10 protein-coding genes are annotated in these 17,930 nt (G+C 74.9%); 6 read left to right on the top strand and 4 right to left on the bottom strand.

Features of this window, described 5'->3' with window-relative positions:
* From ACZ51S_RS33680 to fxsT, 5 genes are all read left to right on the top strand, one after another.
* A complete protein-coding gene (locus tag ACZ51S_RS33680; protein WP_468963044.1) occupies positions 1-3,444 on the top strand; it encodes an SAV_2336 N-terminal domain-related protein in 3,444 nt (1,147 codons plus the stop codon).
* A 92-nt stretch (positions 3,445-3,536) separates the two neighbouring features.
* Positions 3,537-3,746 (top strand): FxSxx-COOH cyclophane-containing RiPP peptide, encoded by a 210-nt coding sequence (fxsA, locus tag ACZ51S_RS33675; RefSeq protein ID WP_468479483.1) that lies wholly within the window; start codon positions 3,537-3,539, stop codon positions 3,744-3,746.
* A gap of 98 nt (positions 3,747-3,844) precedes the next feature.
* Positions 3,845-5,113: an FxsB family cyclophane-forming radical SAM/SPASM peptide maturase gene (locus ACZ51S_RS33670; protein ID WP_388939644.1), complete on the top strand. Its 1,269-nt coding sequence runs from the start codon at positions 3,845-3,847 to the stop codon at positions 5,111-5,113.
* The gene (locus ACZ51S_RS33665; RefSeq protein WP_468479482.1) at positions 5,110-6,456 is read left to right on the top strand and encodes an HEXXH motif domain-containing protein; all 1,347 of its coding nucleotides are present in this window, start codon (positions 5,110-5,112) and stop codon (positions 6,454-6,456) included. Before ACZ51S_RS33670 ends, ACZ51S_RS33665 begins: the two co-directional genes overlap by 4 nt.
* A gap of 87 nt (positions 6,457-6,543) precedes the next feature.
* Entirely contained in the window at positions 6,544-9,543 is a 3,000-nt protein-coding gene (fxsT, locus tag ACZ51S_RS33660) for an FxSxx-COOH system tetratricopeptide repeat protein (protein ID WP_468479481.1), read from the top strand.
* A gap of 85 nt (positions 9,544-9,628) precedes the next feature.
* Here the strand turns inward: fxsT and ACZ51S_RS33655 are convergent, their stop codons facing one another.
* From ACZ51S_RS33655 to ACZ51S_RS33640, 4 genes are all read right to left on the bottom strand, one after another.
* On the bottom strand, positions 9,629-13,492 hold the full coding sequence (locus ACZ51S_RS33655; protein WP_468889359.1) for a multifunctional oxoglutarate decarboxylase/oxoglutarate dehydrogenase thiamine pyrophosphate-binding subunit/dihydrolipoyllysine-residue succinyltransferase subunit: 3,864 nt from the start codon (positions 13,490-13,492) through the stop codon (positions 9,629-9,631).
* 258 nt (positions 13,493-13,750) lie between these two features.
* Positions 13,751-14,842: a HAMP domain-containing sensor histidine kinase gene (locus ACZ51S_RS33650; RefSeq protein WP_388939649.1), complete on the bottom strand. Its 1,092-nt coding sequence runs from the start codon at positions 14,840-14,842 to the stop codon at positions 13,751-13,753.
* A complete protein-coding gene (locus tag ACZ51S_RS33645; protein ID WP_388939650.1) occupies positions 14,839-15,579 on the bottom strand; it encodes a response regulator transcription factor in 741 nt (246 codons plus the stop codon). The genes ACZ51S_RS33650 and ACZ51S_RS33645 overlap by 4 nt, the downstream gene beginning before the upstream one ends.
* Positions 15,580-15,685: 106 nt before the next feature.
* On the bottom strand, positions 15,686-16,273 hold the full coding sequence (locus ACZ51S_RS33640) for a hypothetical protein (RefSeq protein WP_468963042.1): 588 nt from the start codon (positions 16,271-16,273) through the stop codon (positions 15,686-15,688).
* Positions 16,274-16,308: 35 nt separating this feature from the next.
* On the opposite strand from ACZ51S_RS33640, the gene ACZ51S_RS33635 reads away from it, so the two are divergent.
* Positions 16,309-17,703 (top strand): glycosyltransferase family 39 protein, encoded by a 1,395-nt coding sequence (locus ACZ51S_RS33635; RefSeq protein WP_468479478.1) that lies wholly within the window; start codon positions 16,309-16,311, stop codon positions 17,701-17,703.
* The last annotated feature ends 227 nt before the right edge of the window (positions 17,704-17,930 follow it).

The following is a 17,930-nucleotide window of genomic DNA, read 5'->3' as shown; positions in this document are numbered from 1 at the left end:
GTGTCCCACGAAGCCGACCTCCCCGCGGGACCCGCGGACCGACCTGCGAACCGAGTCCCGGCACGAGCCGCGCCCCGGGCCGCGGACGCCGAGATCCGCGCCCTCGCCGGGCTGCTGCGGGCCGCCGGGCTCGATCCGTCCTCCGAGGAACTGGCCGACGCCCTGTGGCTGGCCGGGCGTACCGGCAGCGCGGCGGACCGGTCCGGCACCTCGCCGGAGCCCGCCTCCACCGCGCCCGGCGGACCGGCGCGCCCGCCGGGCCCCCCGGGCACCGCCGGGCCGCCCCCGCAGCCCGAACCGGCGGAACCGGAGCCCGAGGACCCGGTCAGGCTCTACCCCGCCCGGGAGCGCCCGGCCCCCGACACCGGCGCGGCCGCCGAGGTCCCCGTCGCGGGCGGGGTTCCCGTACGGGTGCCCGGCGCGGCCGCGCTGCCCCGCATCCTGGAGATCCAGCGGGCCCTGCGCGCCCTCCAGCGCCACCGGCCCCCCGGCCGCCCCACCCGTACCGTCCTCGACGAGGCCGCCACCGCCGAGGCCAGCGCCCGCGCCCTCGGACTGGTCATCCCCGTGTTCCGGCCGGAGAGCCGGCGCGAGGCGACCATACGGCTGGTCATGGACGCCTCGCCCTCCATGGCGGTGTGGCGGGAGATGTTCGAGGAACTCCGCGCGGTGTGCGAGCGGCTGGGCGCCTTCCGCGACGTCCAGGCCCACCACCTGCACCGGCTGCCGGACGGCACCGCCGCCGTCGGCCGCGGCCCCGCACCCGGCGCCGGCCTGCGCTCCGGCGACCAGCTGCGCGATCCCACCGGGCGGGCCCTGACCATCGTCGTCTCCGACTGCGCCGGGCCGCTCTGGCGGGAGGGCGAGGCGCAGCGGCTGCTGCACCGGTGGGCCGAGTGCGCGCCCTGCGCCGTCGTACAGCCCCTGCCGCAGCGGCTGTGGAGCCGCAGCTGGCTGCCGACCGAGCGCGGCGTACTGGAGCGGGCCGGCGGGGGAGGCGGTACCGGCGGCGGGCCGAGGCTGCGGTTCCGGCCCGATCGGCCGGCCCGGCCCGGGCGGCCCACCGGCGGCCTCACCGTGCCCGTGCTGCCGCCGAACGCCGTCGCCCTCGGCGCGTGGGCCCGGCTCGTCGCCGGACTGGGCACCGGGCCCGTGCCCGCCGAAGTGGGCCGGGTCCTCGCCCGCCACCCCGCCGCACCCGTGCCCCTGCCCCGCACCGCCCGGCCGCCGCGCGAACTGGTGCGCCGCTTCCGCTCCTCCGCCGGGCCCGGCGCCGTCCAGCTCGCCGTGTACCTGTCGGCGGCCCCGCTGACCCTGCCCGTGATGCGGCTGGTGCAGCGCACGATGCTGCCCGACTCGGAGCCCTCCGACCTCGCGGAGGTCCTGCTGAGCGGGCTGCTGCGGCGCAGCGGCGAATCGCCCGGGCAGTGGTACGAGTTCGTGCCCGGCGTGCAGGAGGTGCTGCTCGGGCCGCTCGGGCGGGACGAGGCCGCGCTGGTGCTCAAGCACTGCTCGGAGTACGTACTGGCGAACTTCGGCCGGGGCGTGCGCAACTTCCCCGCCCTGGCCGTCGCGCAGCTCACCGGGGTGCCCGCGGCGGAGGCCGACTCCGCGCCCGCGCCCGGACCGGACGCCGGGTGGGACGGCGGCCGGGTACCGCCGGGGCAGCTCCCGCAGGCCTTCGCGCAGGTCTCCGCGAAGGTCGTACGCCGCTACCTGCCCGGCCCGCCGGAGGAGGACCCGGCACCCCCCGCACCGCCGGTCCCGGTATCGGAACCGCCGCCCGGCCGCGCCTGGGCGGTCCGCGCGGCCCGGGAGCGGCTCGCGGCGGGGACGCCCGACGCGGACGCACGGCCCCTGTACGAGTCCGCCGCGCTGCTGCGCCGGGCCGTGGCCGTCCCGCCCGGACCCGACGACCCCCCGGAGGAGGCCGAGACCGAACTCGCCGGGGTACTGCTGCGGCTGTGGGCCGTCCAGCGGGACCCCGGACTCCTCGCCGAGGCCGAACGGGCCGTCACCGGGCTGCGCACCCCGGCCGGCCGGGCCGCGCTGGGCCGGGTGCTGTACGAACGGGCCGTGGCCGCGGGACCGTCACCGGAGCTGCTGGCCGCCGCCGACCGGGAGTTCGCCGCCGCGGCCGCCGCCGGTCCGGAGCTGCGCCGGGCCTGCGCGGTGATGCGGGCCCGGACCCTGCTGCGGCTGAGCACCCTGCGCGACGACCCCGGGCCGCTGCACGAGGCGCGGGCCGCACTGGAGCCGCTCGCCACCGGCCCGGGGGCGGCGGACCCGGAGCTGCTGCTGAACCTGGGCCGCGTCCTGGTGGCCCTCCTTCCCCGCACCCCGGACCCGGCGGAACGCACCGCCCTGGCGGAGCGGGCGGCGGCCACCCTGACGGCGGCCCTGACCCTCCTCCTGCCCCCGCCGCACCGCACCCCTGCCCCGGCCGCCGGCCCGGACGGCGCTCCCGGCCCCGACGGCGCGGGCCCGGCCCCCGGCCCCGGCCCGCCCGCGCCCCGCCCGGCCTCTCCGCCCTGCCCGGCCGCCACCCCCGCCGCCCCCGCCCCGCCCCCCGACGGGGCGCGGCGCCTCGCCGCGCGGGTGCGGGTCGAGCTGGGCGGGGCGCTGCGGTTCCTGCCCGCCCGGCTGGAGGAGGCGGCCGGGCAGCTGGCGCGGGCCCTGGAGGAGGCGGCCGGGGAGTCCGGGCTGCGGCTGGCCGCCCTGCTGTGCCTGGCCCGGGTGCACCGGGCCCGGTACGCGCGCGACGCGGACCCGGCGGCCCTGGAGGCGGCGGCCGAGACGTACGGCCGGGCCCGGCGGCTGATCCCCCGGGACGGGGAGGCCTTCGGGGAGCTGCTGCCCGAGTGGGGCGACGTACTCCTGGACCGGGCCCGCGCCGCGGACGGACGCCGCTTCGCCTCCCCCGCCGTACGGGTGCTGCGCGAGAGCCGCGCGGCCGTGCCGCAGTCCGACCCCGGGGCGGCGTACCGGCTGCTGAGGCTGGCCGCCGGGCTGCGGCTGCGGCACACCTACGAGGGGGACCTCGTCGACCTGCGGGAGGCGGAGTACCTGCTGGAGCTGGCCGTGCGGCAGAGCCACGGCCCGCTGGAACGGGCCCGCGCCTGGCGGGAGCACGGGGACGTCCAGCAGGAGATCCACGTCCACACCCATACCGCCGACCGCCTCGACCGGGCGGCGGACTCCTACCGGCGGGCCTGGCGCGCCGCGCTGGAAGCCGACCGGGACGGGCCGGGAGGTCCCGCCCTGCGGCTCGCGGCCCGCGCCCAGGAGCTGCGCGGGGAGGTCCTGGAACGCCTCACCCGCCCCCGAGCCGCCCTCGACGCCTACCGGGCCGCCCTGGAGCTCTGGCAGCGCCAGGGCGCCCCCGACGGCGAACGGGCCCGGGCCGTCCAGGCGCGCGTACGGGCCCTGGAGGCGGGCGGCTGAGCCGTTTCCCCGCGCCGGGGGCAGGGAAAGGGCAGTGGACCGCACACGGCAAGAGGGCAGTGGACCACACACGACAAGGGGACGGGCAGCCCATGATGACCGGACGTCAGGAAGCGGCAGCACCACGACCGGCCCGCCCGTGCCCCGGGCCGGGACCGGGGCTCCCGGACCTCTCCGGCCTCGACCTGGCGGCGCTGCGCGGGATCGACCACCCCGTGCTCGCCGAGGTCATCGCGGGCCTGGTGGACCGGGTCACGCACCCCGCCGAAATCCTCAACGCGTTCGACTCGGGCGTCTCCTGACGGCCGCCGCCCCGTGCCCGGAGTTGACCACTTTCCGCCGTTAGCCGGGCCCGTGCGGAGGGCAGGGATGGACCGTCCGCAGGGGAGAGGTACAGGCGATGAGCCAAGCGATCACGAGCGGTCCCGCGCTGCCCGTGCACCGGACCCTCGCAGGTCACGCCCGCCATGCCCGCTGGCCGTACGCCCGCCTCGACGTCCCCGCCCTGCGCGCCGCGGGCCACCGCCCGCAGCCCGTCCGGCAGTTCGTCCTCAAAACGCACAGCCGCTGCAACCTCGCCTGCACCTACTGCTACGTCTACGAGATGGCCGACCACAGCTGGCGCACCCGTCCCGCCGCCATGGACCCCGCCACCGCCCTGCGCGCCGCCGAACGGATCGCCGAGCACGCCGCCGCCCACGACCTGCCCCGCGTGGACCTCGTCCTGCACGGCGGCGAACCCCTCCTCGCCGCGCCCTCCGTGCTCGCCGCCCCCGTCGAGGCGGTACGGGACGCCGTCGCCCGGCACGCGCCCCGCACCCGCGTCACCGCCGGCGTGCAGACCAACGGCACCCTGCTCACCGCCGGCCGGATCGCCGCGCTGGCCGCGGCCGGGATCCGGGTCGGCGTCAGCCTCGACGGCGGCCTGCCCGCCCACAACCGGCGCCGCGTCGACCACGCGGGCCGCCCCGGCTTCGCCGCCGCCGCCCGCGGGCTGCGGCTGCTCGCCCGCCACCCCGAGAGCTACGCCGGGCTGCTGTGCGTCGTGGACCTCGCCCACGACCCGGTGGAGACGTACGAGTCCCTGCTCTCCTTCGCCCCGCCCAGCGTCGGCCTGCTGCTGCCCCTGGGCAACTGGAGCAGCCCGCCGCCCGGCAGCACCGGGCACGGGACCCCGTACGCGGACTGGCTCCTGGCCGTCTTCGAACGCTGGTGGCACGAGGGGGCGCGGCGCACCAGGATCCGCATCTTCGAGGAGGTCATCGCCCTGCTGCTCGGCCTGCCCACCGCCACCGAGACCCTGGGCCTGGCGCCCGTCACCACGGCCGTCGTCGAGACCGACGGCAGCATCGAACAGGCCGATTCGCTGAAGTCCGCCTACGAGGGGGCCGCCTCGACCGGCATGACCCTGGAGCACCACAGCTTCGACGAACTGCTCGACCACCCCGGCTTCGCCGCCCGCCAGCTCGGCAGGGACGCCCTCGCCGCGGACTGCCGCGCCTGCGAGCTCGTCGAGGTGTGCGGCGGCGGGCACTACCCGCACCGCTACCGGGCGGGGGAGGGCTTCCGCCAGCCGTCCGTGTACTGCGCCGACCTCCAGGCCGTCATCCGGCACATCGCCCGCGCCCTGCACGAGGCCGCCACCACCACCGGGCGGGCCGCCTCATGACCCACGGCACCGGCACCGGCCTCCCCGCGCAGCGCAACGCCCCCGGCACTCCCGCACGGCCGGAGCAGCCCGAGCGGACCGCACCGCCCGGGACGCCCGGCCTCGCCCGGTTCACCGTCAGCTCCCACACCCTGCGCACCCTCGCCTCCACCGAACCCTCCGAGGAGGGCACCCGCCTCGTACGCGACGTACGCCGCTCCAAGCGGCTGCTCCTGCTGCGCGCCGTACTGGACGCCGCCCCCGGCGCGGAGACCGCCGAGCACTGGGCGCTGCTGGAGGAGGCCGAACGCCAGGACCCGGCCGCCGTGCGGGACGTACTGCACTACCCCGCCACCGGCGTCTGGGCCGAGGAGACCCTGCGCCGCCTGCACGCCCCGCAGGGCCCCCCGCCCGACCTCGGGCACCTCGGGGCGCTCGCCGCGGCCGCCGCGCTGCGCGCCGGAATCGGCTTCAAGACCACCCTGCGGCCCGTCAACGGCCGCCTGGTGCTGCCCACCCTGGGCCTGCTCCGCCCCCACGGCCCCGGCCGGCTCGCCCTGACCGAACGCTCCTGGGACACCGCCGACGTCCTGCCGCTGCACACCCTGCCCGGCGGCGGCCAGACCTCCCTCGACGACCTCGACCCCTACCGGGTCCCGCCCCCGGACCCGGCCGCGGGCACGGCCCCCGTCCGTCCGGCCCGCCGGCTCACCCCCAAGGGGCACAAGCGCTGGGACATCCAGTGGGCCGGCGCGCACACCCTGCTGGAACGCTACGACTCCGCGCGCGCCGAGGAGACCGGCCGGCTGCTGCGCTCCGTCGTCCCGCTGGCCGGCGGCACCCGCTCCAGCGGCGCCACCCTGCCCGCCGCCGCGGGCTCCGTCCTGGCCCGCGCGCAGGCCCCGCCCGCCCTGGCCGCGACGCTGGTCCACGAGGTGCAGCACGGCAAGCTGGCCGCCCTCGCCGACGTCCTCACCCTGCACACCGCCGACCGCACCCCCCGCTACTGGGCGCCCTGGCGGGCCGACCCGCGCCCCCTGGAGGGGCTGCTGCACGGGACGTACGCCCACTTGGCCCTCGCCGGGTACTGGCAGCACGCCGCCCTCTACGGCGCCCGCGGCGCCTGGGCCCAGCACGCCAGGATCCGCGCCCAGGTCGCCGCCGTCCTGCCCGTCCTGCGCGCGGACCCCGCACTGACCGTCACCGGCCGCGAGTTCGTCGACGGCATGGCCGCCGCCGAGCGGGCCATGGACGCCACCCCGCCGCCCGGCGACCAGCACACCGGCGCGCGCCGCGCCCTGGAACGCGAACGCCGCGCCTGGTGCGCGGCACACCCCGAACTCGCCCCGTTCGTGGGGGTATGACACCCCGTCCGCTGCGGTACCTTTCAAGCCAGCCCCTCCGCACCGCCCCGCACCCGTCCACCGCACGGACCCCAGGGAGACGGCCGCATGACCGGTACCGCCATGCGTCACGAACGCGACGGAGCCGCCCCCGCGCAGCGCTTCGTCATCAGCTTCGCGGGCTTCAACCGCCCCTGGGCGGTGTGGATCGCCCACCGGCTGGAGGAGCACGGACACCGCGTCGCCCTCCAGCGCTGGGACCCGAGCGGCTCCGGCCTCACCGCGGCCCTCGACGACCTGGCCCGGGCGGGCGGCAGGGTCCTCGTGGTGCTCAGCGAGCGCTACTTCTCGGCCGGCACCCACACCGACGAGGAGTGGAACACCGCCCTGCGCACCGTCACCGCCTCCCACCCCGGCCGGTTCGCCGCCGTCTGCCTCACCGACGCCCCGCTGCCCAGCGCCGTCGCCGTGCTGGAGAAGACCGACCTGTGGGGCCTGGACGCCTACGAGGCCGAGTACCGCGTCCTGCGCCGGCTGGAGCTGCCCACCGACCGGATCGGCACCGAGAGCGGCCGCAGGGGCCCCCGCTTCCCCAACGACCCGCCCGAGGTCTGGGGCCGCGTTCCGCGCCGCAACCCGCGTTTCACCGGCCGCAACGACGTCATCGGCCGGCTGCGCGACGCCCTCACCGAGGCTCCGCCCGGAGCCTCCACCGTCACCCTGCTCGGGCTCTCCGGCGTCGGAAAGACACAGGTCGCCACCGAGTACGCGTACCGCTTCGCCTCCGAGTACGACGTGGTGTGGTGGGTGCCCGCCGAGGACCGGCCCACCCTGCGCGAGCGGCTCGCCGACCTGGCGCCCGCGCTCGGCCTGCCCCCCGGCTCCGGCAGCTACGGCGAGCAGATCCGGGCCGTACTGGAGGCGCTGCGGCGCGGGTCCCCGTACCACCGCTGGCTGATGGTCTTCGACGGCTGCGACCACCCCGACGACCTCACCGACCTGCTGCCCTCCGGCGCCGGCGACGTCATCATCACCTCCCGCAACCGCGAATGGGCCGCCCGGCACACCAGCCTCGTCGAAGTCCCCCTCTACGCCCGGCCCGAGTCGGTCACCTTCATCCGCCGCCGCGCCGGCCGTCTCACCGGCGACGAGGCCGACCAGCTCGCCGACGCCCTGGAGGACTACCCGCTCGCCCTCGACCAGACCGCGGGCTGGCTGGCCGACTCCCCGCTCGGCGTCGGCGAGTACCTCGCCCTCCTCCAGAACCGCCTCGACTCCCACGAGGCCGTCACCCTCTCCGAGGACTACCCGCTGCCCTTCCCGACCGCCCTGGCCATACTCCTCAACAACGTCCGGGAGACCTTCCCCGACGCCCTCGCCCTGCTGCGGCTGTTCGTCTTCTTCGCCCCCGGCCGGGTCCCGCTGCGCCTGCTGCGCGAATTCCCCGCCGACGGCGTCCCCGAGCACCTCGCCGGGATCCTCAACGACCAGATCCGCTGGAACGCGGCCCTCAACAAGCTCGTCCAGTTCTCCGTCGTCCGCCTGGAGTACTCCGACCTCTCCGTCGAGGAGGGCGGCGGCCTGGAAACCGTCCAACTGCACCGCATGGTCCACAACATCGTCCGCGAGAACCTCGCCGAGGACGAGGCCGAACAGCTCTCCCGCGCCGTCCGCCGGGTCCTCGCCGCCGCCGACCCGGGCCGCCCCACCGACTCCCGGCTCTGGCCCCGCTACGCCGAACTCGTCCCGCACCTCGACCACGCCGGGGTGCTCACCAGCAGCAACCCCCGCATCCAGAACTTCCTGCTGCACTGCCTGCGCTACCTGATCCTCGCCGGCGAGTACCGCACCTGCCTGCGGCTGTCGGAACGGACCGACGCCGTCTGGCGGGCCATGCTCGGCGACGACCACGACCAGGTCCGCGAACTCAGCTACCACTACGGCGGCGCCCTGCGCATGCTCGGCCACTTCCGGCAGGCCGAGGCCCTCGCCCGCTCCGTCGCCGAGCGGCTCCTCGCCGAACGCGGCGACCGCGACCTGGAAACCCTCCGCGCCACCAGCACCTACGCCGGAGTCCTCCTCAGCACCGCCAAGTTCGACCGGGCCCGGGAACTGCTGGAGCACGCCTTCACCACCTACCGCGAACTCCTCGGCGAGGACGACTCCACCACCCTCGGCGCCCAGAACAACGTCGCCGTCGTCCTGCGCCTCCTCGGCCGCTACCAGGAGGCCTACGACACCGACCTGGACACCCTGCGCCGCCGCGAACGCGTCCTGCGCGTCCGGCACATCGCCACCCTCTCCTCCGGCATCGGCTGCGCCATGGGCCTGCGCCTGATGGGCCGCTACCGAGAAGCCCTGGCCCGCCAGGAACAGGGCCTCAAACTGCACGTCCAGGTCCTCGGGGCCAACCACCCGCAGACCCTGCGCGCCGAACACAACCTCGGCCAGTGCCTGCGCCGCACCGGCGACATCCCCGGCGCCGGAGCCCGGCTGCGCAGCGTCCTGGAGCGCTCCACCCGGGTGTTCGGCGCCGATTTCCCCTGGACCCTGATGGTCGCCTCCGACTACGCCACCTACCTGCGCGAGTACGGCGACATCGAGGAGGCCCGCCGGATCTCCGAGGAGGTCGTCCGCGGCTACCAGTCACAGCTCGGCCTCGCCCACCCGTACAGCATCGGCACGGTCGGCAACCTCGCCCTGGTGCTCCGCGCCCAGGGCGAGCGGACCGAGGCCCTGAACCTGTCCGAACAGGCCCTGGTCGGCATGCGCGGCGCCCTCGGCGACAGCCACCCCTGGACCCTGGGCTGCGCCCTCAACGCCACCGGCCACCGCAACATCACCGGCCGCCTGGAAGCCGCGCTCGACCTCAGCCGCGAGACCCTGCGCGGCGCCGAACGGGTCCTCGGCCCCGACCACCCGATGGCGCTCAGCGCCCGCACCGCCCTGGCCGCCGACCTGCGCTCGGTACGCGAGGACACCGAGGCCTCCAGGCACGAGGACACCGCCCTGAAGGCCCTCACCCGCACCCTCGGCCCCCAGCACGTCCACACCGTCTCGGCCCGCCAGCGCACCCGCCCCTACTGGGACTTCGAACCTCAGCCGTAACGCACGCGGACCCCCGGAACAGCCGGAAGGCCCGGCCCCCTCAGAGGGGCCGGGCCTTCCTTCTCCGTGCGGGTCGCGCCGGCGACTACGCCTCGAAGACCTCGTTCAGCAGCAGCTGCTGCTCCGCCTGGTGACGCTTGGCGGAACCCACCGCCGGCGACGAGCCGTGCGGGCGCGAGATGCGCCGCAGGCGCTCGCCCGACGGGATGTCGGCGCCGACCGCCAGGTCGAGGTGGTCGATCAGGTTCAGCGCGATGAACGGCCACGCACCCTGGTTCGCCGGCTCCTCCTGCGCCCAGATGTACTTCGCCGCGTTCGGGAACTTGGCGATCTCCGCCTGGAGCTCCGCACCCGGCAGCGGGTACAGACGCTCGATGCGGATGATCGCGGTGTCCGTGATGCCGCGCTTCTCCCGCTCGGCCTCCAGGTCGTAGTAGACCTTGCCGGCGCAGAAGACGACCTTGCGGACCGCGTTCGGGTCCACGGCGGTGTCGCCGATGACCGGACGGAAGGAACCGGTGGTGAACTCCTCCGCCTTCGAAGCCGCCGCCTTCAGACGCAGCATCGACTTCGGGGTGAAGACGACCAGCGGCTTGTGGTGCGGGTTGTGGACCTGCCAGCGCAGCAGGTGGAAGTAGTTCGACGGCAGGGTCGGCATCGCGACCGTCATGTTGTTCTGCGCGCAGAGCTGGAGGAAGCGCTCCGGACGCGCGGACGAGTGGTCCGGGCCCTGGCCCTCGTAGCCGTGCGGCAGCAGCAGCGTGACGCCGGAGGTCTGGCCCCACTTCTGCTCGGCCGAGGAGATGAACTCGTCGACGACGGTCTGCGCGCCGTTGACGAAGTCACCGAACTGGGCCTCCCACAGCACCAGCGCGTCCGGACGGGCCAGCGAGTAGCCGTACTCGAAGCCCATGGCCGCGTACTCGGAGAGCAGCGAGTCGTAGACGTTGTAGCGGGCCTGGTCGTCCGACAGGTACAGCAGCGGGGTGTAGTCCTCGCCGGTCTCCCGGTCGATGAGGACCGCGTGGCGCTGGCCGAAGGTGCCGCGGCGGGAGTCCTGGCCGGACAGCCGGACCGGGGTGCCCTCCATCAGCAGCGAACCGAAGGCCAGGGTCTCGCCCATGCCCCAGTCGATGGTGCCGTCGTCGATCATCGCCGCGCGGCGCTGCAGCTGCGGCAGCAGGCGCGGGTGGACGGTGACGCCCTCGGGGATGTTGACCTGCGCCTCGGCGATCCGCTTGACGACGTCCTGGGAGATCGCCGTGTTCACGGCGACCGGGAAGTCGGCCTGCGGGGCCGGGGCCGGCGCGGCGACCGCGGGCTGCGTGGCGGCCTCGCGGACCTCCGCGAAGACCTTCTCCAGCTGGCCCTGGAAGTCCTGCAGCGCCTGCTCGGCCTCTTCCAGCGTGATGTCGCCGCGACCGATGAGGGACTCGGTGTACAGCTTGCGCACCGAGCGCTTCTTGTCGATCAGGTCGTACATCAGCGGCTGCGTGAACGCCGGGTTGTCGGACTCGTTGTGGCCGCGGCGGCGGTAGCAGATGAGGTCGATGACCACGTCCTTGTTGAACGCCTGGCGGAACTCGAAGGCGAGCCGCGCGACGCGGACCACGGCCTCCGGGTCGTCACCGTTCACGTGGAAGATCGGCGCCTCGATCATGCGGGCCACGTCGGTCGCGTACATGGAGGAACGCGAGGACTCCGGGGCGGCGGTGAAGCCGACCTGGTTGTTGATGACGACGTGGACGGTACCGCCGGTGCGGTAGCCGCGCAGCTGCGACATGTTCAGCGTCTCGGCGACCACGCCCTGGCCGGCGAAGGCCGCGTCACCGTGCAGCGCCAGCGGCAGGACGGTGAAGTCCGTACCGCCCTTGTTGATGACGTCCTGCTTGGCGCGGGCGACACCCTCCAGGACCGGGTCGACCGCCTCCAGGTGGGAGGGGTTGGCGACGAGCGAGACCTTGATCTGCTCGCCGTCCAGGCCGGTGAAGGTGCCCTCGGCGCCCAGGTGGTATTTGACGTCGCCGGAGCCGTGCATCGACTTCGGGTCGAGGTTGCCCTCGAACTCGCGGAAGATCTGCGCGTACGACTTGCCGACGATGTTCGCGAGGACGTTCAGGCGGCCGCGGTGGGCCATGCCGATGACGACCTCTTCGAGGCGGGCCTCGGCGGCCGAGTCGATGACGGCGTCGAGCAGCGGGATGACGGACTCGCCGCCCTCCAGGGAGAAGCGCTTCTGGCCGACGTACTTCGTCTGCAGGAAGGTCTCGAAGGCCTCCGCCGCGTTCAGGCGGCGCAGGATGCGCAGCTGCTCCTCGCGCTCCGGCTTGGTGTGCGGGCGCTCGATGCGGTCCTGGATCCAGCGGCGCTGCTTCGGGTCCTGGATGTGCATGAACTCGACGCCGGTGGTGCGGCAGTACGAGTCGCGCAGCACGCCGAGGATGTCGCGCAGCTTCATCATGGACTTGCCGGAGAAGCCGCCGACCGCGAACTCGCGCTCCAGGTCCCACAGGGTGAGGCCGTGCTCGGTGATGTCGAGGTCGGGGTGCTTGCGCTGCTTGTACTCCAGCGGGTCGGTGTCGGCCATGACGTGGCCGCGGACCCGGTAGGAGTGGATCAGCTCGAAGACGCGGGCGGCCTTCGTGACGTCGTCGTCGTGCGAGGCGTCGATGTCGCGGTTCCAGCGGACCGGCTCGTACGGGATGCGCAGCGACTCGAAGACGGAGTCGTAGAAGCCCTCTTCGCCGAGGAGGAGGTTCGCGACGATGCGCAGGAACTCGCCGGAGGCCGCACCCTGGATGACCCGGTGGTCGTAGGTCGAGGTCAGGGTCATGACCTTGGAGATGCCCAGCTTGTTCAGGGTGTCCTGCGAGGTGCCCTGGAACTCGGCGGGGTAGTCCATGGAGCCGACGCCCATGATGACCGACTGTCCGGGCATCAGGCGGGGCACCGAGTGGACGGTGCCCAGGCCGCCGGGGTTGGTCAGCGAGACGGTGACGCCGGTGAAGTCGTCCATCGTCAGCTTGCCGACGCGGGCGCGGCGCACGATGTCCTCGTAGGCCTGCCAGAACTCGAAGAAGTTGAGGGTCTCGGCCTTCTTGATGCCGGCGACGACGAGCTGGCGGTCGCCGTTCGGCTTCACCAGGTCGATCGCGAGGCCGAAGTTCACGTGCTCCGGCTTGACCAGGGTCGGCTTGCCGTCCTTCTCCGCGAAGGAGTAGTTCATGGACGGCATGGCCTTGATGGCCTGCACCATCGCGTAGCCGATCAGGTGCGTGAAGGAGATCTTCCCGCCCCGGGCGCGCTTGAGGTGGTTGTTGATGACGATGCGGTTGTCGAACAGCAGCTTCACCGGGACGGCGCGGACGGACGTGGCCGTCGGCACTTCCAGCGAGGCGTTCATGTTCTTGGCCACGGCGGCGGCGGGGCCGCGGAGCGTCACCAGCTCGGGCCCGGCGGGGGCCTCGGTGGCGGGCGCGGCCTTCTGGGCCGGCGTGGTGGCGGCGGGAGCCGGGGCGGGCGCGGCCGGTGCGGCGGCCGGGGCCTGGGAGGTGACAGTCACAGCAGGGGCACCAGAGGGGGTGGCAGGAGCAGGGGCAGGAGCTGACACAGGTGTGGGCGCGGCGGCGGGCGCGGCGGGCGCCGCCCCCGTGGCGGCGTCGACGGCCTGCGGAATCCCGGCGGTGGCGGTGGCGGCCTGTGCGGAGGCGCCGTCCGTCGTCGGGGTCTTGACGGCTTCGTCCGCCTTCACCGGGGCGGCAGCGCCCCCCGGCTTGTAGTCGGCGAAGAAGTCCCACCAGGCCCGGTCGACCGAATTCGGGTCCTGGAGGTACTGCTGATAGATCTCGTCGACGAGCCACTCATTCGCGCCGAAGCCTGAGGCGGGGTTCTTCCCGCCCTCTGCTGCGTCGGTCGTGGTGCTCGGGTTACTGGGGGACTGTGGCGACACGGCGGCAACCGCCCTCTTCCGCTTCACAAGGTATGGACAGCGGGGATAAAGGCTACGCCTCCCAGGGCGTGTGATGCAGGCCGGGCGGGACTTCCGTCGCGCAGGTCACACCGAACGGCGGGTTTCACCCATCGGAATGGCGGGAAACAAGCGTGGTTCGGGTAGGGGGCAGCCAGGTTGCGACCCCCTAGGCCTCGCACCCCTGACGACCTCGGGCACGTGTGGCCGAGATCATGTCCTTCCCTCTCGAACCCTACGTCAAGACGGCACCTGTGAGCTGCCCGGAAGGGTGACGAGGATCCGGCAGCCCCGTGACGATTCGGCCACACCGATGTGACCCCCGTGCAGGCCCACGGCCCAGCGGGCGATCGCCAGCCCCAGACCGGTGCCCCCGTCGCCCGCGCCGTCCCCGGCCCCGGCGGAGCCCCGGTTGAACCGCTCGAAGACCCGGTGCCGCTCCGCCTCCGGGATCCCCGGCCCCTCGTCCACGACCTCCAGCGCCAGGCTGCCCGGCGCCTCCCCGGCCCGGGCCCGGACCGTCACCCGGCCGTGCGCGGGACTGTGCTTGACCGCGTTGTCGATCAGGTTCGCCACCACCTGGTGCAGCCGCTCGGCGTCCGCGTACGCGGTCAGTTCCGGAGGATGCACGTCCAGGTGAAGATGCACGTCATTACGGGTATGTCCACCCGAACCGGACGTCAGCCCCGGCCGCCCGGCAGCCGCCAGCCCCGACTCCTTCAGCACCCCCGACAGATACGGCCACACCTCGAACCGGCGCGCCTTCAGCGGCACCACCCCGTTGTCCACCCGCGACAGGTCCAGCAGGGTTTCCACCAGCCGGCCGAGCCGCTCGGCCTGCTTGAGCATGGTCCGCATGGTCTCCGGATCGGCCTCCGAGACCCCGTCCACCACGTTCTCCAGCACCGCCCGCAGCGCCGCGATCGGCGTGCGCAGCTCGTGCGAGACGTTCGCGACCAGTTCTCGACGGTGCCTGTCCTCCGCCTCGAGATCGTCGGCCATCCGGTTGATCGTCGAGGCCAGATCGCCGAGCTCGTCGCGGCGCCCGGCACCGCGCACCCGGCGCGTGTAGTCCCCGTGGGAGATCGCCCGGGCCACCGTCGACATCTCGTCCAGCGGCGCCGTCAGGCCGTGCGCCACGAACTGGGTGATCAGCATCGAGGCGATCACCGAGAAGACCGTGATGAACCGCAGCTCCGTGGCCGTGCGCAGGGCCACCATCAGCAGCCCCGTGGTGATGAACACCGAGACCACGACGAGCACGCCCAGCTTCGTCTTGATCGAGAACGGCGAGTAGGGCCGCGGCCCCGGCCCGCGGGACGGGCCGCTCACGCCTGCGCCGGGGTCTCCAGGGCGTACCCGACGCCGTGGACCGTACGGATCCGGTCAGCGCCGATCTTCCGCCGCAGGGCCTTGATGTGGCTGTCGACCGTACGGGTCCCCGACGCGTCGGCCCAGTCCCACACCTCCGCCAGCAGCTGCTCCCGCGAGAGCACCGCCCGCGGCGTCCCCGCCAGGCACACCAGCAGGTCGAACTCGGTCGGTGTCAGGTGCACGTCCTCCGCCTGCACCCGCACCCTGCGCTGCGCGTGGTCGATCTCCAGGTCGCCCAGGCGCAGCGTCGCCCCGCGGGGGGCCGTCGCGGCCAGCGTGGCCCGCTCCACCCGGCGCAGCAGTACGTGAACCCGCGCGGCCAGCTCGCGCATGGAGAACGGCTTCGTCATGTAGTCGTCGGCCCCGACCCCGAGACCGACCAGCATGTCGGTCTCGTCGTCCCGGGCCGTGAGCATCAGCACCGGCACCGGCCGCTGGGCCTGGACCCGGCGGCAGACCTCCAGCCCGTCGAAGCCGGGCAGCATGACGTCCAGCACCAGCAGCTCGGGCTGCCAGCTCTCGGCGGCCGCGACGGCGGCAGGCCCGTCGTACGCCGCCTGCACCTGGAAGCCCTCGGCCCGCAGCCGGGCCGCGATGGCGTCGGCGATGGTGCGGTCGTCCTCGACCACGAGCACGCGCCGCTGGGCACCTGGGGTGGCCGCGGCGACGTTGTGGGTGGTGTGTGTCTGTTCCATGTCCCGCCCCTGAAGATCCCGCGTGATGGGGTGCAGCGTAGAGGAGGCACCGGCCTGCGGCTATGCGGGGTTCGGACAGGAGCCGGGGTCATCCGGAATCAGAGATTCATCCCGCCGCGCCGAATCCGGGCAGCGCGTCCAGCACCTTCCGCAGGGCCGGGGCCAGCGCGGTCTCGTCCGCGGCGACCTCGAAACCGCCGTGCACGAAGGCGTACGTGAACCCGTCGTAGACCGGCGGATCGGCCGTCGCCACACGGGGCAGGCGCGCGAAGTCCGCCTCCCGCAGCGCGGACCGCAGGGCCTCCAGCCGGGGCGGGTCCAGCTTCCCGGAGCGCAGGTCACGGGCCTTGCCGTCCACCAGGGTCCAGGAGCCGTCGCCGTTGACGAGGACGGTACGGGTCTGGCCGGCGAAACCTCCGCTGCGGGTGACGCGGACCAGGGTCCGCGCGGCGGGGGGCGGTGTGGCGGGCGCCGGCGTGGCCGCGGGCGCCGGGGGCGACGGGGGCGGGGTCGGGGGCATCGGGGGCGTCGCGGTGGCGGTCGTGGACGCCGGTGCCGTCGCCGGTGCCGTCCGGGGTGCCGTCGCCGCCGTCGCCTCGGGGGCCCCGCCGGGTTCGCCGGCGCATCCCGCCAGCACCAGCAACGCGCCCAGCGGCACCGCCGCCGCGGCCCCGGCCGTTCGGATCGCTCGCACACCCACCTCCGCAGGTACTCCGACGAACACCGAGTATGGAGGCCCCGCCCCGCAACGGAAAGCACCCGGAGGCCGTCATCCGCCGCATCACCCCCTGGCGCTGGCTGCCCCCGCTGACCGCCGTCCTCCTCGGGCTGTGGGGGCTTGCGCGCGGCGGGAGCATGTGGCGCGACGAGTCCACCACCTGGCAGGTCGCGCACCGGCCCCTCGGCGGGCTGTGGGAACTGCTGGGCCAGGTCGACGCCGTGCACGGCCTCTACTACCTCCTGATGCACGCGGTCTTCGCCCTGTGGGACGGGGGCCTGTGGGCGCTGCGGTCGCCGTCCGTGGCCGGCACGGCCCTCGCCGCCGCCGGGGTGGCCGCGGTGGCGCACCGGCTGGCGGGGGAGCGGGCCGCGCTGATCGCCGGCACCGCGTACGCCGTGCTGCCGCCGGTGCAGACGTACGCGCAGGAGGGGCGCTCGTACGCACTGGTCGCGGCCGCCGTGGCCTGGGCGACGTACCTGATGCTGCGCGAACGGTGGGCCGCCTACGCGGTGGTGCTGCTGCTGGGGTGCTGGCTGCACGAGTTCGCCGTACTGGCCCTGCCGGCGCACGCGTTCACCGCATGGCGGGCGCGGGGCTGGCGGTGGGCGGCGGGCGCCGTCCTCGCCGGGCTGCTGCCGCTGGCGCTGGTCAGCGCGCGGCAGGCGCAGGCGCAGCTGGGGTGGCTGGGGCGGCCCTCGTGGCAGGACTGGGCGGCGTACGGGGTGGTCGTGGCGGCGGTGATCCTGCTGGCCCGGGGGGTTCCCGACCGGCGGGCCGTCCGGGCGGCCGCCCCCCTCGCCCTGCTGCCGCCGGGGGTGCTCATCGCCGTCTCGGTGGTGCACCCCTGGTACGTCGACCGGTACGTCCTCTACGCGCTGGCCGGCCTCGCGGTGCTCGCGGGGGTGCGGCTGGCGGGGGTGCGGGGGTGGTTGCCGTGGCTGCCGTGGGCGCTGGTGGGGGTGCTCCTGCTGCCGTTCGGGGCGTGGTCGGTGTGGCTGCGGACCCCGGAGGCGCGCAAGGACGACGCGCTCGCCGTCGCGGCGGCGGTGCGGGAGCGGGCGCTGCCGGGGGACGCGGTGCTGTTCATGCCCTCGCGGCGGCGGGAGTGGCTGCTGTCGTCGCCGGGGGTGTACGGGATCCTGCGCGACGTGGCCCTGTCCGGGGAGCCGGTGGCCTCGGGGACCCTCCACGGGACGGAGCTCCCGCCGGACCGCGTCCGTGCGGCGGTCCTGGCCTCCCCGAGGGTGATCGCCCTGCTGGACCCGCCCGGCCAGCCCCTGGACCCGTACCCGGCCGAGGCGGCGAAGCGGGAGGCGCTGGCGGCGGGCTTCGAGCGCTGCTCGGTGGCGGCGGTGCGCGGGGGGCGGGTGGCGGTGTACGCGCGGTGGGGGGCGTGCGGGTGACCCTGGCCGGGTGGTTCGGGGGTGGGGTGTTGCCCTGCCGGGCGGTTGCCGTGTCGGGCGGGGGTGCGGTTGCGGTGCTGTCCTGCCGGGCGGTGCCCGGCGGTGCGGTGCCCGGTCGGGGTGTTGCCCTGTCGGGCGGGGTGCGGTGGGGTGGTTTTGGGTCGGGGGCGGTGCCGGGGTGGGGTGTCGTCCGGGGCGGGCTTCGATGTTCGGCGCCTGTTCCGGGT

Source organism: Streptomyces sp. NPDC034043 (genome assembly GCF_055575675.1).
This window is presented reverse-complemented; position numbering and strand designations above follow the sequence as displayed.